The following is a 26,384-nucleotide window of genomic DNA, read 5'->3' as shown; positions in this document are numbered from 1 at the left end:
ATCCAACATCTGGACCATTAGATCAAAAAAATGCTGAATAATATTGCGTGCATTACCGGAGAGCGAAATGCTGTTTTATAAAGCTGGAAAAGGACGACGGATCATTCAATTCAAATTATTCTGCTTCACGCTAGCTTTATTGGGCGCGAATACGTCTGAAGCAGGTTTAACAGAATTGATAAAGAAACTGAATACAGACACGTTAACTTGGCGCGTACATGTGGTCGATAAACAAGGGGTGGCCATACCTGCCGCAACGGTATGGCGCTTGATCCCAGACGACAGAGATCAGTTGAATGTTGATTTGATGCGGAGAATGGTTCGTCGCTACGCATCAGATGCTGATTTCATAAAAAAAGATATCCATCCGAATTTGCTAGTCGATTACGCCAATAAAGAAGGAGTTCTTATTGATACTGAGAACATGACTTATCATAAGAAATCGGATGTCACTACCATATATGCTGTGATAAAAAGAGGTTATGTTCCGACTGTGTTCAGTGATACCGCACATAAGAACAGCACGCAGGATGTAAGGATTGTCTTAGAACCAGATACAAAAACGCAGGTTGATGCGCAGATGTTGCAATTTGATTTGATACGTGCAAGCGCTTATATTCCAGCTGCCACTGGTGCAGAAATTATGCAAGAAGATCGCCGTCAGATTTTGTTGCGGGCACACCAGCAATTACGGGATCTCGCACTGATTTTGGAGCAAGGCCATCAAGATGACAAGGCTAGTGCTGCATATTATAACCTTGCGTATTTACCGTCTGTGGATGTGATTAGAAAAGAGGATGGTACTGAAACGATTATTGGGTATACCAATGGGTACACATCACAAAAGCCACAACGTAAAGCAGATCTGTCTAAAGCAACGGAAATGAATCGTTCAAACCCTAATATATTTTTGGGTGCTTTTGAAAGAAAATTAGACGTATCGTCAAAGAATCGTTCTCAATTTTCCTCTGCTGAACGGAAAAATTATATCGAATATACTGAAAATCTAATTCAGCAATATGGTGATCGTATATGGCCTATTATAGTTAGATCTGTCATCTACCATTATCAAGCCGAGGGCTTATATGGTGAGGCGTGCAATGCTATAAAAAGAGCGTATATATTTGAGCCGACTTATCAATCTGATTCACAGTGGACTAATTTAATTCATCTTCTAAACAAAGAGGCCAAGCGAGCAGATTACAAAGGGCCTGAATGTACTATTACAATTTAGCCGGAACAAGAGAACAAATGCCAATCCTAGATCTACTACAAACAATTGCAGCACTACCGCCGGTCATGCACTTGGAACTCCACGGTGCGCACTACAGCAAGACCTACCGACACACTCTTTCGCTACCGGCGAACTCCGCAACAGTGTCACGAGAACTGTCCGACGACCTTTACGTTCCCCACGACATTCTCGAGTTGGAACTTCAGCCCTTCTATCAGTTTGCGAATGGAATCAAGCTTTTTCACAATGAGACTGATAATGACGATTCAGGCAAATATTTCATCCCTTCGATCGAATTTTACCCTTTGGAACGCCTTGCGAACGAAACCGCAACCTTACGCTCATCCGTCATGAGCATGGTCAATATGGGCGGCGAGATGCCGATCTATGCAGACGGTATAGCCATCGGTGAAGCCGTTGCCACCGGAAATTACTTTGTTTTGATCAGAGCGGGAAGCCTTGCAGGAAAGATCGTGTATGCAGATCAGGATCCCGATATTAACTATTGGTGCGGAAAGCCGTTTGCTGATTCACTTACGCATTTGATCAGTCTTATCGCGACCCCGCCCCATACGGGACTCGATCGAATTTGTGGTGCTAGTAGAATCTGGTTTTGATTTTGTAACCCGCATGCGCAAGTTGCGAAAAATCTATAAATAGCTGTCGTTGTAACGCATTGAACGACGGCTATCGGGAGCGCGTAGGGGCGATTAGCAACGCGTAATCGCCCACGGCTCTGGAAATGTACGAATGTACTGCCCGCCTTGCGTGAAGCTGCATGAGGAAATTCTGGCCGAGATGCCCGCAGCGTTTGCATGGCCTCGCGGTGAGACCGTGCAGACTGACTGAGTTTGCTTTGCTTGGCGTCTTGCCTCAAACATCGACATGCACGGCGATCAGCTTAGAAATGTCGTCATGTTTGCGTAGTAATCGGCCCCTGCCGAAAATCGCGCCGAAGCAAACACTAGATTTACTTATTGAAAATCAATGGCTTAGAATGTTTGCTTAAGAGACTTGACCCTAGCTTTTTGACCCTAGCTTTTTTGACCCTAGCTTTTTTACTGAACTGAGTTAGTCGACAACACCTAGCGCAGTCAGATCTGATGCTGGCGGCCATTGCACGGGTTGCTGGCTCGATCCCATTTATTGAGGCGTGCACAGTAACAATCCAGTCAGGCACCTTGCCAATGCCGTTGTCGTCCGCGTTATCGCGTTCCCGATGTTCCGCCATCCCACAATGGTTGGCAAATCAGATGCAGGGGGCAATCACGACAACTCCAATGGTTGCCGAAATGCATTACTGCCAGAGCCCTGTGACGAGGCAAAAAATATTGAGATAGAGCTGCCCTTGCGAGAAACATTTACCTGGTAAGTTCCAGGAGGGCAATGGATGACTCGACCGCTTAGGTGTCGTGTATTTTCTGGATCAAAGCCGCCACCAGAAATATCTTCGCCAGCTCCAATATAGATCTGGCCCGACGGACACTTCAACATTCCAGAAAGGCACTTTACTTCTGCAAACGTTTTATCAGTTACGTCCACGGTGTAGGTGCCGTCCTGCCCCAACGCAATTATTAAAACGTTACCCAAATTGACCTCGGCCAGCTCGAACGTCGGAACACTCCACCAATCACCAACGTCATTTAACCGATGCTTCAGAGCTGCGACATCAAAAATTGCAATCGTTGCAGTATCTGTTGAAAATGGAAATGATTCATTCATATTCAATTAAGCTTTCAAACTGAACTTCATCAAGTGCGGGCGTCACGTCTCTGTGCATGTCTCGCAACAGAGACCAAACGTTCCGCCAGCCGCGGCACCAATTTATGGAGGCAACGCAACTCCAGTCTAGCTCAACGGCAGTAGTTCTGATTGACATCAATCGAACCGAAGCTCAGGACTACGCTTTCCTCCAACACTTTTCTTCAATGGCCAAAACCGCGTTCGACCGCCATTTTTGTGCGAATACGTGCCGCCGCTAACAGCATGAAATAGTCCAAGTCCATAGACCACTTCACTTTTCGTTTCATTACTGTAAAACCGATATGCATCCGCATTATTGATATAAGCGCCATCGAATGTTGTTACAACATTTTTATATTCCGCTGGAAATTTCTTCCCAGTCTGGATCTCAAATGCATCGACAATTGACCTATTGACACTTCCCCAGTACGAGCCCCATTCCAAATCATTTCTCATAATACGTACGGACCTTTACTCATAGATTCCCAGCCCACATGCCTTGCAGTACCATGAATTTTTTCTGGTACGAGTTGCATTCTTCTAGTGTCTTGATGATGATGCCAAGTATAGTCAGGTATTCTTTCTGACCCACGTTGAATTGCTTTCAACTGCGCCGCTGCGAATTTATCAGGCAACACAATTCCTTCTCCAATCATATCACGCAGATTTCTCGTGGCCATTTTCATTTGCCCAGCCCGTAGGGGCGACGCGTAATCGCCCACGGATCTGGAAATGTACGAAAGTACTGTCTGACCGCTAGCCTTGCGACTGGCCTCAGGTTTGGTTGTCAGCAACGCCTGACCTTGTAGCATTGCTTTCATCATGAACCCATACCCCACTTTTTCCAACGAAATAGGTATGGAATTCATCCACCTCGATATGGTAGACGCGCGCGGTTTCCTCGGTGTGCTTCACCTTGCCTACCAAAGCGTTCCCGTCATTCGCTAACCAGAGCACATTCCCCGTTTTCATGCTTGCGACGCGAGTCCAGCCGCCGTATTTCGTCCAGATAAGGTGATGTGGCGCGAGCTGCAAAGTATCTTTGCCTCTGCCGACATCTATATATTGGACATGAGACACTTTTTGATTCTCCCGCACAAAGACCTTCACAACCTGCCGGTAAAAGTACGCCTCAGCGGGCTTAGGTTGAATTGGCCCAGGCTTTGGAATGGGTGGTGGTTCATTCTCAGGATGCGACAAGACCCAATCCCCTACCTGAATCTCATCAATGGGTTTCAATCCATCCCTCGTATGCACCAGCGTGAGATACTCTGGCCCACCTGCGGCGACGCGCGCTTTTTGCTCGGTAAGTTCCCGCGCCGCAGCTTCTTTGGCTGCCTTCATTTCAGCCTGCTCCAGGGCTGCTTGTTTGAAGTGCGCCGAGCCGCGTTCAACTTTTTGCAAGGCATCAGCCACCCTTGCGTCGAACTCAGCATCAAGCTCGAACAAGGTTTGCTTTTTCAAAATCATGAAGGCGGTCGTATCACCACCCTCGGACGCCTTGATATAGCGTATTTCATATTCAGGGTAAATAGCCTCGTGCAGAGTTGCGAGGGTGATATATTGCTCGCCTGGTTCAAACTTCAAGGGAACTTCCGTCAATTTGCCGCGAAATTTCACGGTCAGTTTGTCGTTATGCCATTCGTGGCTTAACTCGTCGTTGCCAATGAGCTTTGCGGCCAAATCAATAATGGCTTCATCAGCTTCCCGCCAATCGACCCAGAATACGCCGTCGACACCTTGAAAGAGCTGTTTGATTATTTGATCACTTGGGTCGTCGATTAATTTTCGGGCAAAATCTTTATTCATGTTGCTCCATGCTTTGAATAGTCGAGAAGAGTCGCGTCACTATTGTCCCAGCGCGTAGGGGCGAATAGCAACGCGTAATCGCCCACAACTCTGGAAATGTATGAATGTATGAATGCACGAACCGGCCCTAAGCCTTGCCTTGTGATCCCTAGCCTTGTTGCGTCGCTCTTTGTTCTAAAAAACTGGAAGTCTGCGTTTCGGTTTTTTCTTTAGGTTCTTCATTAACAGAGAACCCTCCGCCAATTAATTTTGCCATCAAAAAATAGCCAAACAAAGATAAAATGCCCAACAAAAATGCACCGACTAAAGAAGTGCCGAGTATAAATTTAAAAGAAAGTATGTAAGATACAGGCGCTAAAATTATTCCCAAAGGGCCGCCAATCATGAATCCAGCAATACTGCCAATTGTTCCCAATAAAAGTGCTAAAACTGAACGTACCAATGTCGGATTGGTCGCATCTGTAATCTTTGCACCAAACCAAACTGGTAGCGCGCCAACGATTACAAATCCAATTTCCCAAGCAAGTGCTGGTAAACCTGAAACGGTTAGTGATGTCACTAGATCTTCCTTTTTGTGAGTCTGAATGCGAATGGTGTTGATTGTTTAAGTGTTCTTACAAACATTCAATACACTTGCTTATGCTTTTAAGGCATTTTGCGATGAAAATAAGGGAACTCGGCTGCCAACCTGAACAGCAGAATTGTGCATTGTTGCTAATTTAAATTAAAAATTAATTAATAGCAAGAACGACAATTACAAACTGTTATTCGCTACCATTTATCCCCATTCAATTTCTGCCAATACGGCGTCCAAATCTCTGAATACATAGCCGGAAGCCTGGGGCAGGTCTGGCATTCATACATTTTCTCGGCGTAGAATTGTCGTAATATAGAACCTGTCCCTGGCCTGTGACCCCGCACGGTGAAACCGTATGAGGGAATTCTGGCCGAGATGCCCGCAGGGTTTGCATGGCCCCGCGGTGAGACCGTGCAGACTGAGTGAGTTTGCTTTGCTTGGCGACGTGCCTCAAACATCGGCAGGTACGGCGATCAGGTTAGAAATGTCGTATTGTAAGCGTAGTAATCTGCCTCTGCGCGAAAATCGCGTCGAAGCAAACACGAGATTTTTATCAACTGAAAATCAATGACTTAGAATGTTTGCTTAAGAGACTTGACCCTGGTTTTACGGGCCTGTGCAAAAGCGCGTATATATTTTTGATTGCATGGGGCGATGTCATTCTCGTGCCAAGAAGAAGGAACACGGATTATGATATTAGGGGCCTCAATGTACAAGAAGAAAGTAATCTCACACTATGCCGAAATTTGGAAATCGAAAGGGGTCGGCATCAATTTTGCAAAAGGGCCGGTGAGTGACTTACCAAAGGAATTTTCGGTTCTTGAGTTTGCGCCGCGCGCGAATAGAAATATGTGGACATATGCAACGTGTTGCATGTCTCAAGAATCTGACGAATATCCTATTGAATTACACATGTTTAGTCCAGAGAAAAGTGAGGAGATAGTGGAGATCATGGTGGCGACTGCCCACTATCATCGGACCGGGGCAAGGCTAGGTCTTGGCGATTCTGTTAATTTTGGAAAATCGTGGATAAATGAATCGAAGTGCGAGTATGGATTGATTTCCCTTCCTTATCTGGATGGTCCGCAGCTAGAGGATATGGAGATCGAAAATGGGAAATGCGTGAAATTTTTTTGGCTTATTCCCATTACTCAACGTGAAGTCGAATATAAGAAAATTAATGGTGTTGAAAATCTAGAAGAGCGATTCGAAGCGGCTGAATTTAATTATCTTGATCCGATTCGAACGAGCGTTTGTTGAATTGTCGTCATTGTCTCACCCGCGTCCATTTCGTAAAAACACTAACGCGGAAACGGAAATTTTTTATAAAATTTGTCGACGCTTTTATAAAATTCCAGCCTACGGCCCAAGGCCTCTTAAGCAAACATTCTAATTCATTGATTTTCAATGATTAAAAATCTCGTGTTTTCTTCGGCACGATTTTAGGCAGGGGCCGATTACTACGCTGACATTCATACATTTGCTCGGCGTAGAATTGTCGTAATATAGGACCTGCACCCTGGCCAGTGACCCTGCACGGTGAAGCCGCATGAGTAAATTCAGGCCGAGGTGCCCGCAGCGTTTGCATGGCCTTGCGGTGAGACCGGTAGACTGACTGAGTTTGCTTTGCTTGGTGTCGTGCCTCAAACATCGACAGGCACGGTGACCAGGTTAGAAATGTCGTAATGTGCGACCTGACCCTGGCTTTCCATAATTTTTACTTTTACTTATTTTTCATGTATCCATCCACCCCGTTCGTGCTTCTTTCTCTGGCAGTCATTCTTCAGAGACTAAATTACAGATTTTCAGATACCGTTTTCGCATGGTGTGTCGGTATCATCTCTGTCGCCGGTGTGCTCACTGGCGCTGTAAATGCACTTGGTTTACTTGGAGTGATCATTTTGGCGTTGGCCGCTTACGTTTCGACTACGCCTAAAAAGCCGGTTTTTGTGCGCGCAGTATCATTAGCGGTGACGATCGTCCTTGCCCTGGCTATCTCAATACACAAGTGGCCAGGCTTCACTAACATTCCAATTACCATCGATGAAGTGCTCACGCCAGGAGCGATGCCGTTCACTCTGTACGCCAATTTGGACAAGGGACTTGTCGGACTTATTTTGCTAGGATTTTTTTGCTCCAGATACCAAAGTGTGGCAGAGCTTCGTCAAAGCTTAAAAGACGCCTGGCTGCCATGTGTAATCACAGTAGCATTGACTTTGGGGTTTTCCGTACTTTTAGGCTGGACAAGACCAGAGATATCTATCAAGCCTCACGTTGGCGAATTTTTATTTTTAAATTTGTTCGTAACTTGTATTGCTGAAGAGGCTTTTTTTAGAGGCTTATTGCAACAAAGACTTTCTGACGGCTTAAAGCGCTTTCGCTTTGGCCCGCAAATTTCGCTGGTAGCTATCAGTATTTTATTTGGATTAGCGCACTTTTCTTCCAAAATTCCGCCTCCCTGGGGGCTGTACACAGTTCTTATCGCTACGGTCGCAGGCCTGGGTTATGGGTATGTATACCAAAAAACAAAGCGAATTGAGCTCAGTATCGGCTTGCATTTTGCTTTGAACGCAATTCATTTCCTCGCCTTCACCTATCCAGCCATTCAGCACTAAGGGAAGCCAGGGCAATGCCAGACATTCATACATTTGCCCGACGTAGAATTGTCGTAATATACGACCTGACCCCGGCCTGTGACCCGCACCGTAAAGCCCCATGAGGAAATTCTGGCCGAGATGACCGCAGCGGTTGCACGGCCTCGCGGTGAGACCGTGCAGACTGACAGAGTTTTCTTTGCTTGGCGTCGTGCCTCAAACATCGACAGGCACGGCGATCAGGTTAGAAATGTCGTAATGAAAGACTTGACCCCGGCTTTGTTACGCATGCCTTGCCGAAGAATTTGGTTGTGGATGAGGTGGTGAGGATAGGCACACGTAAGGAATGAAATGGTTATAGAAAACAGCAACTTTATTGATTGTTATTTCTTGTATTGAAATTTGATGTAGCTAGTAGAAGTAGTGAACGAAAAGATGAGCGCTTAATTCTACTAATTATCAATGTTGTTTTTAAATTGTATTGAGGATTGCAGATGAAATTAATAATACCTCGCGTTTTCTTTGCGCTTAGCGTATCTCTTGGATTAGCTAGTTTCGATTGCAATGCGCAAACGAATACGAAAAATAAACCAGATATAAAACTTGAAAACAAGGCTCCCACCATTGCTCCTGGTACCTTGAGCTTGATTGCTGGCAGTATGGATGGTCCTGGTTGGGCTGATGGAATAGGTCTGCGCGCCCAGTTCAGTCGTGCAACCTTAAGTGATTTCGGTGGTGACCGTAAAGGTATCGTTTCTGATGCGATTGGCAATATGTATATTGCTGATTCTGGCAATCACATCATACGTAAGATGACGCCGCAAGGCGTGGTTACGACCATCGCAGGTAAGGCTGGACAGGTTGGTAGTAATGATGGTATCGGCGCAGCAGCTCGGTTCAAATATCCAGCTGGCATGGCGATTGATGCACAGAATAATCTTTACGTTACCGATGTGGCGAATTCAACCGTGCGTAAAATATCGCCAGACGGCCTTGTATCCACGTTGGCAGGATCTTCTGGCCAATTTTCTTGGGCTGACGGTACTGGCGCTGAAGCCAGGTTCAATCGTCCCATGGGTATCGCGGTCAACTCTTCTGGGGAAGTGTTTGTCACTGATATGAACAACTATTGCATTCGTAAAATCAGCCCTAACGGCATGGTAACAACCATTGCTGGTCAGCCGGGTAAAAAGGGTTTGAGCGATGGCGCTGCTTCTAATGCAAGGTTTGGCAAGGCTATGGATATTGCGGTAAATCGGGAGGGCATGCTCTATGTTGCTGACGGATCGAACAATCAAATACGCAAAATTTCTAAAGATGGTGTGGTCTCTACTTTAAAGTTAATAGTGGAGTCAGAAAAATTTGCGGAGGACTTGGAGCCTGGCTTACATACACCTGATGGCGTAGCTTTTGATGATGTCGGAAATTTGTATATTACAGAGGGTGCAATTGTAAGACTGATCAAAAAAGATGGGCGAGCAATAGTTGTCGCAGGTCAAAATAATGCGGGCCATGTAGATGGACGCGGCAGCGATGCATTATTTAGAGCAATTGGGAAAATTGCTTTTGACCCGGCCGGAAATCTATATGTCGCAGACGACAATTACATTCGAAAAATTACACAACAAGGCGATGTAAGCACGATAGCTGGTCAGGAGTTGAAAGGAGGATACGTTGATGGTGCTGGTGCAGAAGCACGATTCGATTCACCTTCCGGTTTAGTAGCAGATAGACAGGGTAATTTGTACGTGTCTGATCGCGGGAATTTTTTGATTCGTAAAATTAGCCCCGAAGGCATAGTTAGTACTGTTGCTGGCATACCCGGCTTGTCCGGTATGGGGCACGAAGATGGTGAGGCAAAATCGGCTAAATTTAATGGGTTACGTGATTTGGCTTTGGATGGTCAAGGTAACCTGTATGTTCCTGAGATTTATAATCGAGATATACGAAAAATAGACGCAAAAGGAAACGTAAGCACCGTCGTTAAAGCCCCCGAAGTACGGTCTATCTTAACTGGAAAAATGGAAGCGGACCATAGGTTTGTGCCAGCCAACGTCGTTATAGACTCGAGTGGGAAAATATTCTTTACATCCGGTTCTGTCTTGTATGAGGTTAATGCTAAAGGCTTGCCTACTGTCTTCGCAGGTAGCACGGAGCACTTCAGAAAAGATGGCATTGGTCAGGACGCTGTTTTCTTATCCATGACGAATATAGTGTTAGACCGCAGAGGCGACATGGTTGTTTTTGATGATCAAGTGCTGCGAAAAATTACCCCTACAGCGAACGTTTCCAGTTGGGGGGAGTATGGGGAAGAATTTATAGTTCAGAAAGACTATAAGTATTTATATTATCCCCGAAGCATAGTCGTAGACAAAAATGACGATATTTATTTTACGTTTGATTCAACAATACGTAAAAGAACAGCCAGCGGCGTTATCACAACGCTGGCCGGTGTTACCCGTGCGCATGGCACGCAATTAGGTTTGATAGGTAGTCTGTACTATCCCTCTAGTTTGTTCAGATTGGGACCGAAAACATTTGCCGTCATTTCAGGAAATGCCATTCTCAAATTGCAGCTTCCTTGAAGCAAGAGAAATGACTCTCGTCAAGAGATCGATTATAGAAACCCCTGTCGCTAGTTTTTTGCATACGCGTAACAATGGGCGGGGAAAAAATATTACTTTAGAGAACGAAGGTTCTCATCAGAAAGAGAAGCATGACATTAAAACTCAAGGGCGACAACATTGTATTTAGTTTGGGTGTATTCAAAATTAGTGTCGCAGTTAAAGGTAACAATCAAGGAAAAGTAAGCGTTGCAGGCCCTGGTGGTACTTCAGCGAGTTATGACATAAATACTGACGTTACGACGACAAATTTATTTATTATGTAAAAAATTTCCGCATATTAAATAGAGTCGATTTTGAACCTGTTTATCCGAATATCCAGAGAGGAGATTTCCAAATGAGTGGCGATTGATATTTATACGTCCTCACTGAAGACGTTATTTTTAAAAGCATAGACTCTGGTAGGACATGGGCGGCTTTGGGGAAAAAAATATTTTTTAGCAAAAGCCGAAAGCTGGGGTCACAAAGCTGGGGGATAACAGGGAAATAAAGTTTTTCATAATTAAAGATGCACCTATGTAGTTTTGCTAACCTCAGAATTCCCCAGTTCTTTGCTTAACAACTCATTGATTTCGTCTGTAGTTTTAAAATGAAATTCAGGATTAAATTCGACTGTTAGCCCGTCAAATTTAATTGAAAGCTCTTGCCATAAAGACGAGAAAAAATCTTCTCTAATAATGACCTTTATTTTTGTGGCATCTGCACAAAATTGTCCGAGCTGTGAATTTACAAGGTGCAATACCGTAAAACTTTCAAGTGTAGTCCATTGATCACGCATAAAATTTAATGCATCCACTCGTAAATCAACGTTTAAAGCATCTAGGCTGAAAATCGCCCAGCCCCAACGATCACGGATTGGTAATGCGGCTATTTCTTCATCCATAAAAATTTTAGCGCCGCAATTTGAGCAAGTCTTATCGGATTCTGAATATTTTCCGCAGATATCACAAATTTTTTTCATATTCTATCTATTTAAGATGGAGCGTTTTAGCACGTAGGAGCGTTTGGCAATCGAGTAATCGCCCACTTGTTTGAAAATATATGAATGTTAAACTTGACCTCTGTTTATGCACTTGTTATGTACCCACAGTCCTCTGCTACCGACAAAGTAGGTGTGAAATTCCTCGACTTCCAGATTGTAGACAGTAAAGTAATGATCTGTTTTTTTTTACTGAAGTAATCTTAACTGCATTATCGTCATAGGTTTCGATTACATTTCCCGGTTGAAGATTTCTAACCTCTGTCCAACCAACATCTTTCACCCAAAATGGATGCTCACCTGTTGTCCCCTCACCAAATTCTCGACCATCCAGAGTGATGTAACCAAGGCCATAAATCTGCTTTTTTTCGCGAGTAAAAGTTTTAGCGACTTTGCGATACGCAATTTCACCAGTACTTTCACAACGAGAAAGTACTTCGTCGCCTGGGCTTATAAATTGAATTTCTACATGTCCACACCGCATCTGAACATAAGTATCATAAATAAAACACGCGGCCTCATTTGCCGTTTCGGTGTTCGCCCGCGTCTGAGCGATTGGCAATCGCGCACGTGTCATAATTTTCTTTCTTTAGATAAACGTATCTTCACAAGTTTTTCACGTCCTATAACTTGATTTTTCAATGACTTTTATGGCAATTGCAATGGAGTAGAGTTCCAGTTTCCCCTACTTCGTCAAAATCAACGCCTTCAACACCTCCGCCGCTGGCCCCTGATTCGCCCAGGTCTGGCTCAAGTCCAGGTCGCCGTTGGTGCTGACCAGGATGAGGATGTTCTGGGTTTGCAGATCGACCAGGTTGAGGATGCGTACGCCGGCTATCCAGCCCTGGCGTTCGACGATGATGGTGGGGTTGCGTTCGTCTGCGCCTTTGAAGGGGTAGGACCAGACGCCGATGGCGCCGCCGACGGCATTCGGTTTGACCATCACATCACGGCTATTTTGTGACAGCAGTTTGTTGTTGATAAAGGCCAGGTCAAAGGCGTGCAGGTCTTTTAATGTGCCAAAGCTGGAACCGGCCGGGCCGTAGCTGGCGAAATTGACTTCGGGTTCGGGTTTACCGCCCAGGTTGCCGTGGATATGTTGTTTGGCGTCGGGCAGGGCGGCGGTGTAGTAGCTGGCGCTGTTCATGCCGGCGGGGGTGAAGATGCGTTGTTGCAGCAGGGTGATAAAACTTTGCTGGTTGATTTTTTCCAGCAATGCGCCCAGCACGATGTAATCGCAATTATTGTAGTCAAACTTGGTGCCGGGGGCGGCATTGCCGGGGCTGGCACAAATACCGGTGGCAAATTTCTGGATGTCATCACCGCTATTGGCGTTGAGCATGTGAAAAGCCGGGTTGCTCATGTCATTGTACAGGCCCGAATAATGGGTCAGCAGTTGCCGCAAGGTGGCGGCACGCGCCTGCGGGTTGGGGTAGTCGGGCCAGTAGGTGCCCAGCGGCTGATCCAGTTGCAGCTTGCCGGCTTCCACTTCCTGCATGACGAGTAGGGCGGTCATCTGCTTGGTGATAGAGGCAAAGCGGAAGGTCTGCTTGCTGTCTTTGACGGCGCCCAGACTTTTTTCCAGCAAGATTTTATCGCCACGGGCAGCAAAGACGATGCCCTGAAAGCCGCTGTTTTTCAGGTTTTTGACGGCCACTTCCAGGCTGGGGATGTTGCCGGCCGGTGCGGCAATGCTGTGGGTGGTGGCGAACTGGGCAGCGAGCACGACAAGGCTGGCCAGGATAGAGCGGGTGGCTTTGCGAATGGATGGCATGTATGCTCCGTGCGATGTAGGGGGGCAAGACAGCGGCGGTTTTACCTTTGCACACAGTGTAACAAAAGCATGCGCGCTATGTGTTATCGGAAAATGACACATTCAAAGAATTGATCCCGATTTTTTGAAATTGACTCTTTTGTTCATCTGGTAGATCATGGGCAGTTGTGTTATTTATCTGAAAGTAATATGAATTCATTAGTCCGTTTGTCTACATGCATAGCCTTTTTCAGTCTATTGGTTGGATGCGCTCGCCCTGTAAATTTCCTTATTGAGAATGTAGAACTTCCACTTAGAACGAGCCAGGATAGTAGATTCCTTGTTTCTGGCGATCGAAGTGTGATTACAAAATCAAACGAATATGATTGGGTTGTTGGCGTTATTGCTGCTACCGTAGCAGGCTCCGCATCTGGAAGCGCGCAATTTGGGATGAACTTTGCAGGTATGGGAAATGAACCAAATCCAATTGCTAAAGACTCAAGATACAAAAATCTCGCAGATGCGAATATTGTTAAATCTTATGAGAAACTAGGCGACGAACTATTTGGGAAGCCATTCGAAAAATTTGAACTTGGAGTAAAAAATTATGTACAGTTTTCTCCTCACGTCAACTTGTACTCTGAGGATAATAACGTCGTTGTTCAATGTGATTTACAGGTGACACACTTTGAAAATGGCAGCAAACTTTACTCCCGGATATATAGGAACAGGCGCGCCGCGATTCTCAAAGACGCTAATAAAAATCCCATGTCATTTGATGATTTTCAGCAAGCATCTACAGATTGTTTAAGAGGTATTTCGATAGCTTATAAACGCCATTATTCCGGGGAATTTTTAGAGGCGGCAAAGTCAGGTAAATTTATAAAGGCGTTAATGACGTATTCAAATAGTGGTCGTTGGCTTACTTTTTTTTATCCTGACGACATTCAGGATGCTTATTTTACTTTTTGGTCGGAAGGGCTAATTGAGTTGTACCCCAAGAAGTTAATTTTGTCTTTTAAAACTGAGTAGAAAATACATGGCAATTTGCCTGATGTTTGCCTGCATAGTGATGCATGAACCCCGACACTGACACTGATACTGACACCGTCACTTCTGCCGAAGCCCTGTTCTATCAGGCCAATGATCTGATGGCGCAGGGCCAGGTGGATGCTGCCGAAGCCACTTTGCGGCAAGCGCTGGTGTTGGAACCGGATCTGGCAGAGGTACATGCCAACCTGGCCTGGTTGCTGAAACAGCAAGGGCGATTTGTGCAGGCTGAGGCAGCGTATCTGCAAGCCTTGCGACTGGCCCCCGACAATCTGCAGATTGCCCTGAACTTTGCCGTCATGCTGGCGGCGCAAAAGCGCTTTGTCGAGGCCGAACAATGGTATCGCCAGATACTGGCGCAGGATGCGGGCAGGGTGCCTGCCTGGTCCAACCTGGGTGTCTTGCTGGCCAGCATGCAGCGTGAAGACGAGGCCGAAGCCTGTTACCGGCAGGCGCTGGTCTTAGCGCCGGATTATCGCAAGGCGGCATTCAACCTGGCGTATCTGTTATTGCGCCAGGGGCGCTATGACGAAGGCTGGGCCATGCTGGAAGCGCGGGACAGTCTGGATATGCTGCAAAATCTGCTGCAAGATCATTTGCCTGATGCACCATCCGTGCAGCGTTGGCTGGGGCAAGACCTGGCTGGCAAATCCATTATCATCCTGTTTGAATCCGGCCATGGCGACATGATACAGTTTGCCCGCTATGCCAGCCTGCTGAAGCAGCGTGGCGCTGTGCGTGTCAGTTGCCTGTGCCACCCGGCCTTGAAAAGACTGTTTGCCAGCCTGCATGGCCTGGATGATGCATGGGCCTTTGATGAAGATCTGGCCATCAATGATTGGGACTATTGGGTGGCGCCGCTGAGCTTGCCCGGCCTGTTTGGTACGCGGCTGGACAATATTCCTGCTGACCTGCCATATTTGCACGCGCCTTTGCAAGCCCGGCAAGACCTGGAAAGCCATACCGACATCATCAACATCGCAGGCAGCGATCTGCGCGTGGGGCTGGTGTGGCAGGGCAATCCGCAATTTGAAAACGATGCTGACCGCTCTATCCACACACTGCAAGTCTTGCAGCCGCTGGCCGCTGTCGCGGGCGTGCATTTTTTCAGTCTGCAAAAGGGAGCGGGGGAATTGCATGCAGACGATGATGCAACTGCTGCCATGCCCCTGCAACTGAACAAGCAACTGAGCACGCAACTGAGCAACTTGGCACCGCACATCCATGATTTTGCAGATGCCGCCGCCATCATCATGCAACTGGATCTGGTGCTGACGGTGGACACCGCCGTGGCGCACCTGGCAGCGGCCCTGGGTAAGCCCTGCTGGGTCATGCTGCCCGCTTATCAGCCTGACTGGCGCTGGCTGGATGGGCGCGACGACAGCCCCTGGTATCCGGGCGTGGTGCGCCTGTTCAGACAAGACAGGGCGGGTGACTGGGCCGGTGTGGTGCAGCAAGTCAGTAGGCAACTGGCTGGGCTGGCGGCAGGTTCAGGCAAAGCCTGAATTATTAATTTTGCATTAAAATAGGTTGATACTGACCCCATGTACTGTCATTTTCCATCCCCATCGGCATGACAAAGTATAATGCCGCACCATGAATTTATTACGAACCCTTGCTGCCATCAGTGGCATGACCATGCTGTCACGGCTCACCGGCCTGGTGCGCGATGTGCTGATTGCCACCCGTTTTGGCGCCGATGCCTATACGGATGTCTTTAACATCGCCTTTCGCATCCCCAACCTGTTGCGGCGCATGTTTGCCGAAGGCGCGTTTTCTCAGGCCTTTGTGCCCATCCTGGCAGAATACAAAGAAAAGCAGGGCGATGCCGCCACCAAGACCCTGGTAGACCATGTGTCCACCATCATGACCTGGACGCTGGTGCTGACCTGCATACTGGGCATTGCCGGTGCGCCCATATTGTTGTACTTCATGGCCAATGGCAAAGTCGGCCAGCCGGATGTGTTTAATGCTGCCATCGTCATGACGCGCATCATGTTCCCGTATATCGGGTTTATGTCCATGGTGGCGCTGGCGGGCGGCATCTTGAATACCTGGCGCGAATTCAAGGTGCCAGCCTTTACCCCGGTTTTATACAATCTGTCATCAATTGCCGGCTCTCTGTTTCTTGCCCCGTTTCTGGATCAGCCGATTTATGCGCTGGCGATTGCGGTCTTTGTCGGTGGCGTGTTGCAACTGGTGGCCCAGGTGCCAGCCCTGATCCGTGTCGGCATGTTGCCCAGCATTAGCTGGCGCGTTGGCACGGCCTGGCAAGATGAGGGTGTGCGCCGCATCGTGCGCAATATGGTGCCGGCCATCCTGGCGGTATCTGCCACCCAGATCAGCATCGCCATCAATACCAGCATCGCCTCCACGCTGCCAGCCGGTAGTGTCACCTGGCTGGCCAATGCGGACAGGTTGATGGAATTTCCCACTGCTTTGCTGGGGGTGGCGCTGGGCACGATCTTGCTGCCTGGCCTGTCCAAGGCCAACAGCGATGGCGACACGGCAGAATATTCTTCCCTGCTGGACTGGGGCCTGCGCCTGACCTTCTTGCTGGCCATGCCCGCCGCTGTCGGCCTGGCCACCATCCCCGAAGCCTTGACGGCGACCCTGTATCACCATGAAAAATACAGCGCCCACGCGGTGCACATGACATCCAATGCCCTGATCGCCTATGGCCTGGGTTTGCTGGGCCTGATCGTCGTCAAGATCCTGGCCCCCGGCTTTTATGCCAAACAAAATATCCGCACCCCCGTTAAAATCGCTGTTGCCGTGATGATCGTCACGCAGTTGCTGAACCTGGTGTTTGTGCCTTACTTTGCGCATGCTGGCCTGGCGCTTTCGGTCGGCCTGGGGGCTTGTGTGAATGCGGTCTTGCTGTACACCGGCTTGCGCAAGCGTGGCATTTATCAGCCTAAAAAAGGCTGGCTGATGTTCCTGCTCAAACTGTGCGCGGCCCTGATCCTGATGGGGGGCGTGGCCTTGTGGACCTCGCAGCAATTCCAGTGGATGGCCATGCGCGGTACACCCATCCTGCGTGCCGGTGCACTGGGCCTGGTGCTGGTGGCTTCTGCCGCCACCTATTTTGCAGCACTGGCCGCCATGGGTTTCAGGCCCAGGGATTTCAAGAAGGTGACCAGGGTCTGATGCGCAAGTGCACATTCCGGCCCATGACTTGTTCAAGATGGAAAACAGCGTGCTATGACTACAGACTATAAATCCCGCCCCTGGCTCGCAGTCTTGCTGAATCTCTTTATGCCGGGACTGGGTTTGGTGTATCTGAACCGGCTGGCGCTGGCGGCGGCCACTATTCTTTTCTTTCCGCTGTTGCTGTTGATTGCTGGTCGTGCCGGCCTGGTTTTTTCTGCCTTGGGGTTTTTGCTGGTGACCTTGCTGCTGACCTGTTTCTGGCTGGCGTCTGCCATCGTAGTGTTCAGGCTGGCGCGGCGTCATCCACTGGCAAGCCGTGGCTGGTTGCAGCGCTGGTATGTGCTGCTGGCAATTGGCATAGGTGCTTACGCTGCGCTGCAATTTTGCATATCTTTTCGTGGCGTTCTGTTTGGCTATGACATCTTCAATATGCCTGCCTCATCGATGGAAACTACTCTGCTGGTCGGCGATGACTTCATTGCCAATACCCTGGCTTATAGTCGATCAGGTGGGCAGGGCCCACAGCGTGGTGACGTGGTGGTATTGCAGAACCCGGTGAAGGCCAAACTCAAATACGTTGAACGCATCATGGGTTTGCCGGGCGAGCAGGTGTCCATGCGTGATGGCCGGGTGCTGATCAATGGCAAGGCGATTGCGGATGAACACGCCTTTCATGATCTCAGCAAGCCAGAGCAAGTCAGCAATCAGCAATTTACCGTGCCGCCCGACAGTTATTTTGTATTGGGTGACAACCGCAACGCAAGTCTTGACAGCCGCCATTTTGGCCCGGTACCTGCCGAGAAAATTTACGCCCGTGTAGAGCTGGTCTGGTTTTCATACGGGGTATCGTCGGTGCGCTGGGACAGACTGGGCCTGGCAGTGAAATAAATTCTACAGAGTTGCCCCGCCACTTGACGCGGTGTCAACCGTCGTCAGCCGCACCTGACATAGTCATCATTGTTGCCTGACCGGAGGCTGATTACAATGCCCACAAGCCTGTCGGGAAAGTGAATGCAATTTACGCATTTGCTTATGCGCTTATGTGTTTATGCGCTTATGTGTTTTTGTGCTGTCTTTCTCACTTTCTCGCTGTATTCCATGTCAATCAAACCCATTCACTGTGAAAGAGCACTCCCATGTCTGAAAACCATGCCCAGATTACCGATGCTGAAGATCCACCGAAAAAATCCTGGTTGTCAAAGATAATCGGCTGGGTGGTGACGATCATCATTTTGATCGTTGTCGTTCAATTTATCGCCGGTCTGAAAAGCGATCAGAAAGCGAAATTTGTTGCCGAATCACGCAGCCTGGCCGAGACAGCCTGTGCCGGTGATGCTGCCTGTCTGACGGCAGTGAATAACCGACTGGATATCTGCCTGGAACTGCATTCCGAATCACACAAGACCGGCAAATTTAGTCGCAAATACACACTGAACAAAGAGAGTTTTCTGTCTTGCATGAAGTAATGCGTAGCCCGTCTTGCGCTGGTACAGAACCGGCTTCCATCAAATGAACATCAAGCGAACAAGCAAATTTTTGTGCAGTGCCATAAGATAAAAGAATCAGCAAGATGATCGAAAACGCGGGTTAACTTCGTACAATTCCGGTGATATACGTTCGATAATGCGATCAAGGATCAGTAAGAATCCTTCACGCATTCACATCGCATTCGGCATATGAATGTATATCAACGATGTAACAAGGAGACACGCAAGATGAATAAAAAACTGATATTGGCAAGCCTGATGTTGGGTTTGTCTGCTGCAAGCAATGCCGCCACGTATTACGTTGCGCCCACCGGCAATGATGCCGCTGCCGGTACCAAGGCAGCACCATGGAAATCCATCGCCCGCGCCCAGACAGCCGCTGCCGCCGGCGACACCGTGTATTTTAGAGGCGGCAACTACATCTACACCGCAGGCATCAACACCTGTGCCACCCGCACTGACATCGTCAACGCCATTACACTGAACAAGAGCGGCAGTGATGGCAGCCCGATTCGTTACTGGGCTTATCCAGGTGAAACGCCGGTATTCGATTTTTCGCAAATGACGGATGATTGCCGCGTCAAAGCCTTCAATGTGGTCGCCAACTGGGTGCATTTGAAAGGGCTGGAAGTCACAGGCGCGCCACAACAACCCGGCAACCGCCTCAACCATGAATCATGGGCCGTATGGATCAACGGCAGCAATAATACCTTTGAACAGTTGAATACCCACCACAATATGGGGCCGGGCCTGTTCATCCAGAATGGTGGCAACAACCTCGTTCTCAATAGTGATTCCCACCACAACTACGACCCTTACACCTCCAATGGCGCAGGCCAGAGTGCCGACGGTTTTGGTGCCCACATCAAAGCGGGCAACCCCGGCAATGTATTCCGTGGCTGCCGTGCATGGGCCAATTCGGATGATGGTTTTGATCTGATCAATGCGTATTCACCGGTGCTGATAGAAAATTCCTGGACCTGGCAGCAAGGTTATCTGCCAGGCACCACGACACCTGTGACAGCGGGTAACGGCAATGGCTTCAAGCTGGGTGGTTATGGTGGCGTGTATGTATCCAATGCCGCCAAGCACACCATACGATTCTCGGTCGCTTTCAATAACAAGGCTGCGGGTTTTTACGCCAATCATCACCCGATCGCGAATGACTTCTACAACAATACCAGCTACGGTAACAATAGCGATTTCAACATGCTGGGTATTGATGTGAATGGCAATGCGGTTAACCTGGGCAACTTGCGCAATAACATTGCATTTGGCGGTACACTGGTGTCCAATATGACAGGTGCCAACGATCAGTTCAATTCATGGAACCTGGCAGTCACGGTGTCGTCAGCTGACTTCCAAAGCATATCCACCACTGGCTGGGATGCGCCACGTCAGGCCGATGGCAGCTTGCCGGTGTTGAACAAGTTCCGCCTGGTTGCTGGCAGTGACCTGATCGACAAAGGCACCAATGTCGGCCTGCCTTTCAATGGCGCTGCACCTGATTTGGGAGCGTTTGAAAACTGATAGACCTGCAACAGATGTAAGACCTAGATGTAAGCCTGTTTACGATCACGCATGCGCGGTAAGATCGTAAACAGGTTCCAAGAGGAATGAGGGGGCGGGGTACATGCGGTGCGTGTACCTTGTCCTTTGTTTTATTGAAATACCCAAGAGGCCCACGCAAGATGAACAAGCAATTGATAGTAGCCAGCCTGATGTTGAGTCTGATGGCGAGTCTGTCCACAGCAAGCAACGCCGCCACCTATTACGTGGCACCGACTGGTGACGATGCTGCAAGCGGCAGCAAAGACGCACCATGGAAAACCATAGCCCGTGCACAGACAGCCGCCAGCGCTGGTGACACCGTCTACTTCAGGGGCGGTAACTATACCTACACCGCAGGCGTCAATACCTGTGCCACCCGCACCGACACCGTCAATGCCGTCACGCTGGACAAAAGCGGCAGTGATGGCAGCCCGATTCGTTACTGGGCTTATCCGGGTGAAACACCGGTATTCGATTTTTCGCAAATGAAAGACGATTGCCGCGTCAAAGGCTTTAACGTCGTTGCCAACTGGCTGCATTTAAAAGGGCTGGAAGTCACCGGTGTGCCGCAGCAGCCAGAGAATCATCTCAACCATGAATCATGGGGGGTGTGGATCAACGGTAGCCATAATATTTTTGAACAACTCAATACCCATCACAATATGGGGCCAGGTGTGTTCATCAAAAACGGCGGCTATAACCTGGTCCTCAATAGCGATTCCCACCACAACTTTGACCCTTACACCTCGAATGGTGCCGGGCAGAGTGCCGATGGTTTTGGTGCCCACGTCAAGGCCGATAACCCTGGCAATGTATTCCGTGGCTGCCGCGCCTGGGCCAATACCGATGATGGTTTTGATTTGATCAATGCCTTTTCACCCGTGCTGATAGAAAATTCCTGGACCTGGTCGCAAGGTTACATACCGGGCACCCGCATATCGCTGCCAGACGGCAATGGCAATGGCTTCAAGCTGGGAGGGTATGGTGGCAAATATGTAGCAAATGGCGTCAAGCATACCATTCGGAATTCAGTGGCATTCAATAATAAAGTGTCGGGTTTTTACGCCAATCATCATCCGCTAGCGAATGACTTCTTCAACAATACCAGCTTTGACAACGGTATCGATTTCAATATGCTGGGCATTGATGAAAACGGCAAGCCAGTCCATCTGGGTAATTTGCGCAATAACATTGCCTTCGGCGGCACCCTGGTAGCGAATATGGAAGGTACAGATAATCAATTCAATTCCTGGAACCTGCCGGTAAGTGTCACTGCAGCCGACTTCCAGAGTATCTCAAACGCTGGTTGGGATGCACCCCGCCAAGCCGATGGCAGCCTGCCCGTGCTCAAGCATTTTCACCTGGCACCAGGCAGCGCGCTGAAAAACAAGGGCACCAACGTCAACCTGCCTTACAAAGGGGCAGCACCTGACTTGGGGGCGTTTGACGACTGATTGTGCATCGCAGCGTTTGTTTAGCATCTGTTCTACGTTTGTTCAATGTTTGTTGCTGATATTCGATTCGGTATCAGCAACACGCAAAATATGATTGGTATTTGTTGATGCATCTGGTTAGCCTTTATTTTCTTTGGGTAAGAGCGCCCAACATAAAATGAAGGAAAAAAATGTCTTTTCGTGTCCGGCCTCTGTGCATTTCCATTCTGGCCTTAGCCGCATACAGCACCCCCCACATTGTCATCGCAGCCGAGCCATCTGCCAACGTGGTACAAGCGAGCTCGGCAGTCACCATAACCAAAACAGAAACGGGCATCGTCGCCCAGACTGCACAAGGCACGATCACGCTGGAACCCTGGTCCGCACGGGACATCCGGGTCAGATTCCATAAGGATGCGGCCTGGCCTGGCACCTATAATCCTGTGGTGATAGCGCAGCCCACATCAGTCAAATGGAGCATCAGCGAAACACCGGCAGCCTATCAGATCGCCACTGATTTTCTTCAGGTGCGTATTGACCGTAACAAGGGCACGCTGTCTTTCCACGATCAGGCCGGCAACGAAATAGTGAGTGAACCCGGCAATGCCCGCGTGCTGGCAGATCAACCGACCCCTACGTCCGCAGTCAGCCAGCAATTTGCTATTCGTGATGGCAGCGCAATTTATGGTCTGGGTCAGCATCAGAATGGCTTGATGGACTATACCGGCAGCTCGGTGCGTTTACAGCAGGTGAACACCGATGTCGGCGTCCCCATGTTGCTGGCATCAAAGGGTTTTGGCATCCTGTGGAACAATGCATCCGTCACCAATGTCGATGTGCGCCTGCCGCAAAACCACGGCTGGCTGGGCATTCGTTCAGAAGCGGGTGGTGGCATCGATTATCACTTTATTTATGGCCCCGACGCCGACCAGATCATTGCCGAATACCGCAGCCTGACCGGCGACGCGCCGATGATGGCACGCTGGACCTGGGGCCTGTGGCAATCCAAAGAACGTTACAGTACCCAGGCAGAAATACTGGGCGTTGCCGCCAAATACCGCGAGCTAAAGATTCCTTTCGATGCCGTCGTCCAGGACTGGCAATACTGGGCACCCGTTAATTGGGGCAGTCACGTGATGGAGGCCAGCCGCTATCCTGACCCCAAGGCCATGCTGGCCACACTGCATGCGCAAAATATCCACGCCATCATTTCTGTCTGGCCGCGTTTTGATGTCGGTACTGCCAATCTGGCTGAACTGGAGCAGGCAGGTGCCGTCTTCCCACCGGTGTATAACAATGTGTATCCGGCAGGTAAGGGCAAATGGTATGACCCATATGGCCCCAAAGGGCGGGCAATGTATTGGTCACAGATCATGAAGAACCTGGGCACAGTCGGTTTTGATGGCTGGTGGCTGGATGCTAGTGAAGCCGAACTGGGTGGCAATTGGGGCGAGCTGCGCAACATACAAACAGCGGCAGGCCCTGGCGCTGAAGTGTATAACGCCTACCCATTGATGCACACCACCGCCGTGTTTGACGGCATGCGAAAAGACATCCCCGAAAAACGCCCGATTATCCTGACCCGTTCTGCCTATCTGGGGCAACAGCGCAATGCCGCCATCACCTGGTCGGGTGATGTTGCTGGCACCTGGGATGTATTGCGTCGCCAGATACCGGCAGCGTTAAATTTCTCCATCACCGGCATACCTTACTGGTCGGTCGATATTGGTGGTTTTTTTGGCGCAGGGAAGCTTGATGCTGCCTATGCAGAATTATTCACCCGCTGGTATCAATTTGCGGCATTCAATCCCATGTTCCGTATCCACGGCACCTCGGCTGGTAAAGAGATCTGGAAATTTGATACGGCGACACAAAAAATATTGATCGATTACGACAAACTGCGTTACCGCTTCATCCCTTACATCTATTCAACGTCGTGGGACGTGACCCACAACAAGAGCACCATGATGCGGCCACTGGTGATGGATTTTCGCACCGATGTGCAGGCGCTCAACATTCCCGATCAATATATGTTCGGCAAGGCGCTGATGGTGGCCCCCGTCACCACCCCCAAAACCAAAGCCAGAAACGTCTACTTGCCGGGTACCGATCCCTGGTACGATTTCAAAACCGGCCAGCGCCACGAGGCCGGCCAGACCATCACGGTCGCTGCCGACATCGACACCATCCCCCTGTTGGTACGTGCAGGCAGTATCCTGCCGCTGGGGCCGGTGATTCAATACGCCGACCAGCAAAGTGAAGAAGCCACAGAAATCCGCGTCTATGCCGGCAAGAACGGTCAGTTTGAACTGTATGACGATGCCGGTGATGGCTATGGCTACCAGGCAGGCCAGTTTTCAGTGATCAAATTCGTGTGGAACGACGCCAGCCACAGCCTGGACATTGCGCCACGCGATGGCCAGTTCCCCGGCATGAGCAAAAACCGGGCTTTTAGAATCACTTGCGCCGGTTCTGCCAGCGCATCCAGGGCGGTGCAAGAGGTTAAATATACGGGGCAGGGCGTGACACTGGCTTTGCCAGGGTGCAGGTGATGCTTCTACATGTTCCCCAATTAACACCATATATCCTGCTGTTGGCACATTGCTTCAATATGCGCGATATTGCACCAATAGTATGATTTTTGATGTGGGGAATAGCGAATCTGGAGTTGATATCATGACAACTGTGCGCAAGACTATTACTTTGACCGGCCAGCAAGATGACTGGATAAAAGCGCAGATCGCTGCGGGGTATTACACCAACGACAGTGAATACATACGTGATCTGATACGGCGTGAACAGGACCGTAATACTGAAATAGAAGCAATTCGCGCTGCGCTGATAGAGGGTGAAGCCAGTGGTGAAGCGCGCCCCTTTAATGCGCTAGCTTTCAAACAAAGGATGTTGGTCAAGCGTGGCCGAATTTCGTCTTACCCCTGCTGCTGAAAGTAAATATGATTTACTTCCGCATCACGACGTATGGAATTGCCATTGTCCGTATCCTGCACGACCGCATGGATGTGCAGCGACATCTGTGATGTGACTTTTTACGAAAGTGTTGGTGCACTTTCTCTGGCTTTACCCACACAGGTGGGCATCAAATTCATATCAATGATCTTTATTGACGGACAGGCAAAGTGATGACCGTCCGTCACCACTATGCCTGTCTTGTGAGATAAGCCGAAGCAGGGTTTTCTTACTTCAACAGATCCGCCTTTTTCTTGTCGAACTCTTCCTGCGTGATAATTTTATCGTCGAGCAGGGCTTTCAGTTTGCGAATCTGGTCCAGTGGGTCGGGTGCAGGGGAAACTGGCGCGGCTGCTTGCTGTTTGCCCGGGTTTTTGCAATCCATCAGGGTTTTTTCTGCCATCACTTTCTCTGTCATGATGGATTGAATGATGACATTGTGCCTGCTTTGGATAGTGGCATTTTCAGTCGCAGCCTGAATCCGGTAGGCGGGTGATGAGCTGCTGTATATTTCACGTTTGCCTGGATCAAATTCGGCATCCAGCTCTGCCTTGGCCAGCCTGGCTTCAACTACTTTTAGCGCCGTCCTCTCTGGTTCACAGGGTTTGGCCGTGACAGGGGCAAAGGAAGGATTTTTACTGCTGATCGCCAGTTGCTCTTCCTTGGTCCGCAAGACAACGGCGCTTTGATTGCAAATACCTTGGTACATTGTTTTGACCGTGATGTCAGTGGTCGTCATGCCGCTGGCAGTTTCGGCGTTCCAAATGAAAGTCGCGGTGACGGCATCATCGTTGAACTGCGCATAGATATCAAAGAGATAGCTGTCACCGTCAGGGGCCTTTTCATAGACCTTGGTGCGGATCACGTACATATCGTATTTGTCATCAGAAAAAATACCTGGCTTACGTTGTATGCCGTGACATAACTCCGTCTTTTCAACTAGGTTCATCGGTTTGAATGTGGCAAAAAACTTGTCAAGCGGATTGGTGGGCGGGACGTTCTTTTGCGGAATAGTCGTCAAGCCCCGTTCATACAAGGCGCCTGCCAGCAGCGGCGTGGATGCAACAGGAAACAGAAAGGCGAGCAGAGCTGCCTTAGTCAAAAATGAGCGCATGATTTTTTTATCAGTGGAGATGACATAAGTATAAATTGAATCATGACCGACAGGTTGTAAAAAAATCACTATTCAACATAATGCAAGCCCGAAGATGATGTCATCCGGGCTTGCACTTAGCTTCACTATGTTGATTTGATTCAAGCCCTGGCTAGCGCCTCTACCGGGCCCAGTCTGGTGAGCAGTTCTGGCTGGACCATCAGCGGGGTGGGCACAGCGTGCTCCGGGTAAAATGCCTTAATTAAACAACCAGTAGTCTTTATTGTGTAAGACCGCCAGTTTCTTGTAAAGCACGACGGTAATCGATACAGTGGCA

Annotated in this window: 25 protein-coding genes; 15 read left to right on the top strand and 10 right to left on the bottom strand. The window is 49.0% G+C overall.

What is annotated here, in order from left to right:
* Positions 1-67: 67 nt before the first annotated feature.
* Together ACO0K9_RS12020 and ACO0K9_RS12015 are read left to right on the top strand one after the other, a co-directional pair.
* On the top strand, positions 68-1,234 hold the full coding sequence (locus ACO0K9_RS12020) for a hypothetical protein (RefSeq protein ID WP_422985116.1): 1,167 nt from the start codon (positions 68-70) through the stop codon (positions 1,232-1,234).
* A 17-nt stretch (positions 1,235-1,251) separates the two neighbouring features.
* Entirely contained in the window at positions 1,252-1,851 is a 600-nt protein-coding gene (locus ACO0K9_RS12015; protein ID WP_422985114.1) for a hypothetical protein, read from the top strand.
* Positions 1,852-2,500: 649 nt separating this feature from the next.
* Here the strand turns inward: ACO0K9_RS12015 and ACO0K9_RS12010 are convergent.
* The 5 genes from ACO0K9_RS12010 to ACO0K9_RS11990 form a co-directional block, all read right to left on the bottom strand.
* Positions 2,501-2,956, bottom strand: a complete 456-nt coding sequence (locus ACO0K9_RS12010) for a DUF6386 family protein (protein ID WP_422985270.1) — start codon at positions 2,954-2,956, stop codon at positions 2,501-2,503.
* Positions 2,957-3,112: 156 nt separating this feature from the next.
* Positions 3,113-3,433, bottom strand: a complete 321-nt coding sequence (locus ACO0K9_RS12005; protein ID WP_422985112.1) for a hypothetical protein — start codon at positions 3,431-3,433, stop codon at positions 3,113-3,115.
* Positions 3,430-3,663, bottom strand: coding sequence for an HNH endonuclease (locus tag ACO0K9_RS12000; protein WP_422985110.1), 234 nt, complete (start codon positions 3,661-3,663; stop codon positions 3,430-3,432). The genes ACO0K9_RS12005 and ACO0K9_RS12000 overlap by 4 nt, the downstream gene beginning before the upstream one ends.
* Before the next feature lie 88 nt (positions 3,664-3,751).
* Positions 3,752-4,786 carry a polymorphic toxin-type HINT domain-containing protein gene (locus ACO0K9_RS11995; protein ID WP_422985108.1) on the bottom strand — a complete coding sequence of 345 codons (1,035 nt, stop codon included), beginning with the start codon at positions 4,784-4,786 and terminating at the stop codon, positions 3,752-3,754.
* Between the two features lie 148 nt (positions 4,787-4,934).
* Positions 4,935-5,345 carry a hypothetical protein gene (locus ACO0K9_RS11990; protein ID WP_422985106.1) on the bottom strand — a complete coding sequence of 137 codons (411 nt, stop codon included), beginning with the start codon at positions 5,343-5,345 and terminating at the stop codon, positions 4,935-4,937.
* Positions 5,346-6,071: 726 nt separating this feature from the next.
* On the opposite strand from ACO0K9_RS11990, the gene ACO0K9_RS11985 reads away from it, so the two are divergent.
* The 4 genes from ACO0K9_RS11985 (at position 6,072) to ACO0K9_RS11970 (ending at position 10,847) form a co-directional block, all read left to right on the top strand.
* Positions 6,072-6,623: a suppressor of fused domain protein gene (locus tag ACO0K9_RS11985; RefSeq protein WP_422985104.1), complete on the top strand. Its 552-nt coding sequence runs from the start codon at positions 6,072-6,074 to the stop codon at positions 6,621-6,623.
* A 425-nt stretch (positions 6,624-7,048) separates the two neighbouring features.
* Positions 7,049-7,978, top strand: coding sequence for a lysostaphin resistance A-like protein (locus tag ACO0K9_RS11980; protein ID WP_422985102.1), 930 nt, complete (start codon positions 7,049-7,051; stop codon positions 7,976-7,978).
* Positions 7,979-8,451: 473 nt separating this feature from the next.
* Positions 8,452-10,542 (top strand): hypothetical protein, encoded by a 2,091-nt coding sequence (locus ACO0K9_RS11975; protein ID WP_422985100.1) that lies wholly within the window; start codon positions 8,452-8,454, stop codon positions 10,540-10,542.
* A gap of 131 nt (positions 10,543-10,673) precedes the next feature.
* On the top strand, positions 10,674-10,847 hold the full coding sequence (locus ACO0K9_RS11970; protein ID WP_422985098.1) for a hypothetical protein: 174 nt from the start codon (positions 10,674-10,676) through the stop codon (positions 10,845-10,847).
* Between the two features lie 248 nt (positions 10,848-11,095).
* Here ACO0K9_RS11970 and ACO0K9_RS11965 read toward each other — a convergent pair whose 3' ends face one another.
* From ACO0K9_RS11965 to ACO0K9_RS11950, 4 genes are all read right to left on the bottom strand, one after another.
* Entirely contained in the window at positions 11,096-11,542 is a 447-nt protein-coding gene (locus ACO0K9_RS11965) for a hypothetical protein (protein ID WP_422985096.1), read from the bottom strand.
* A gap of 87 nt (positions 11,543-11,629) precedes the next feature.
* A complete protein-coding gene (locus ACO0K9_RS11960; protein ID WP_422985268.1) occupies positions 11,630-11,716 on the bottom strand; it encodes a hypothetical protein in 87 nt (28 codons plus the stop codon).
* Positions 11,679-12,137: a polymorphic toxin-type HINT domain-containing protein gene (locus ACO0K9_RS11955; RefSeq protein WP_422985094.1), complete on the bottom strand. Its 459-nt coding sequence runs from the start codon at positions 12,135-12,137 to the stop codon at positions 11,679-11,681. The genes ACO0K9_RS11960 and ACO0K9_RS11955 overlap by 38 nt, the downstream gene beginning before the upstream one ends.
* 108 nt (positions 12,138-12,245) lie before the next feature.
* Positions 12,246-13,334 (bottom strand): serine hydrolase domain-containing protein, encoded by a 1,089-nt coding sequence (locus ACO0K9_RS11950; RefSeq protein WP_422985092.1) that lies wholly within the window; start codon positions 13,332-13,334, stop codon positions 12,246-12,248.
* A gap of 189 nt (positions 13,335-13,523) precedes the next feature.
* Between ACO0K9_RS11950 and ACO0K9_RS11945 the strand changes: the two genes are divergently transcribed.
* The 9 genes from ACO0K9_RS11945 to ACO0K9_RS11905 all read left to right on the top strand — a co-directional run bounded on the left by ACO0K9_RS11945 (position 13,524) and on the right by ACO0K9_RS11905 (position 24,933).
* Positions 13,524-14,345 (top strand): hypothetical protein, encoded by an 822-nt coding sequence (locus ACO0K9_RS11945; protein WP_422985090.1) that lies wholly within the window; start codon positions 13,524-13,526, stop codon positions 14,343-14,345.
* A 44-nt stretch (positions 14,346-14,389) separates the two neighbouring features.
* Positions 14,390-15,868: a tetratricopeptide repeat protein gene (locus tag ACO0K9_RS11940; protein ID WP_422985088.1), complete on the top strand. Its 1,479-nt coding sequence runs from the start codon at positions 14,390-14,392 to the stop codon at positions 15,866-15,868.
* Between the two features lie 91 nt (positions 15,869-15,959).
* Positions 15,960-17,513 carry a murein biosynthesis integral membrane protein MurJ gene (murJ, locus tag ACO0K9_RS11935; protein ID WP_422985086.1) on the top strand — a complete coding sequence of 518 codons (1,554 nt, stop codon included), beginning with the start codon at positions 15,960-15,962 and terminating at the stop codon, positions 17,511-17,513.
* A gap of 54 nt (positions 17,514-17,567) precedes the next feature.
* Positions 17,568-18,404, top strand: coding sequence for a signal peptidase I (lepB, locus tag ACO0K9_RS11930; protein ID WP_422985084.1), 837 nt, complete (start codon positions 17,568-17,570; stop codon positions 18,402-18,404).
* A 248-nt stretch (positions 18,405-18,652) separates the two neighbouring features.
* Positions 18,653-18,982 (top strand): hypothetical protein, encoded by a 330-nt coding sequence (locus tag ACO0K9_RS11925; protein WP_422985082.1) that lies wholly within the window; start codon positions 18,653-18,655, stop codon positions 18,980-18,982.
* A 249-nt stretch (positions 18,983-19,231) separates the two neighbouring features.
* Positions 19,232-20,533 carry a right-handed parallel beta-helix repeat-containing protein gene (locus ACO0K9_RS11920; RefSeq protein ID WP_422985080.1) on the top strand — a complete coding sequence of 434 codons (1,302 nt, stop codon included), beginning with the start codon at positions 19,232-19,234 and terminating at the stop codon, positions 20,531-20,533.
* A 161-nt stretch (positions 20,534-20,694) separates the two neighbouring features.
* Positions 20,695-22,008: a right-handed parallel beta-helix repeat-containing protein gene (locus ACO0K9_RS11915; RefSeq protein WP_422985078.1), complete on the top strand. Its 1,314-nt coding sequence runs from the start codon at positions 20,695-20,697 to the stop codon at positions 22,006-22,008.
* Positions 22,009-22,178: 170 nt separating this feature from the next.
* Positions 22,179-24,539, top strand: a complete 2,361-nt coding sequence (locus tag ACO0K9_RS11910; protein ID WP_422985076.1) for a glycoside hydrolase family 31 protein — start codon at positions 22,179-22,181, stop codon at positions 24,537-24,539.
* A 124-nt stretch (positions 24,540-24,663) separates the two neighbouring features.
* A complete protein-coding gene (locus ACO0K9_RS11905; protein ID WP_422985074.1) occupies positions 24,664-24,933 on the top strand; it encodes a type II toxin-antitoxin system ParD family antitoxin in 270 nt (89 codons plus the stop codon).
* Between the two features lie 250 nt (positions 24,934-25,183).
* Here ACO0K9_RS11905 and ACO0K9_RS11900 read toward each other — a convergent pair whose 3' ends face one another.
* The gene (locus ACO0K9_RS11900; RefSeq protein ID WP_422985072.1) at positions 25,184-26,068 is read right to left on the bottom strand and encodes an SHOCT domain-containing protein; all 885 of its coding nucleotides are present in this window, start codon (positions 26,066-26,068) and stop codon (positions 25,184-25,186) included.
* Positions 26,069-26,384: the final 316 nt, after the last annotated feature.

Source organism: Undibacterium sp. Ji50W (assembly GCF_049340445.1).
GTDB lineage: Bacteria > Pseudomonadota > Gammaproteobacteria > Burkholderiales > Burkholderiaceae_D > Undibacterium.
The sequence above is the reverse complement of the archived record's forward strand: the minus strand, read 5'-3'. Positions and strand labels throughout refer to the sequence as shown.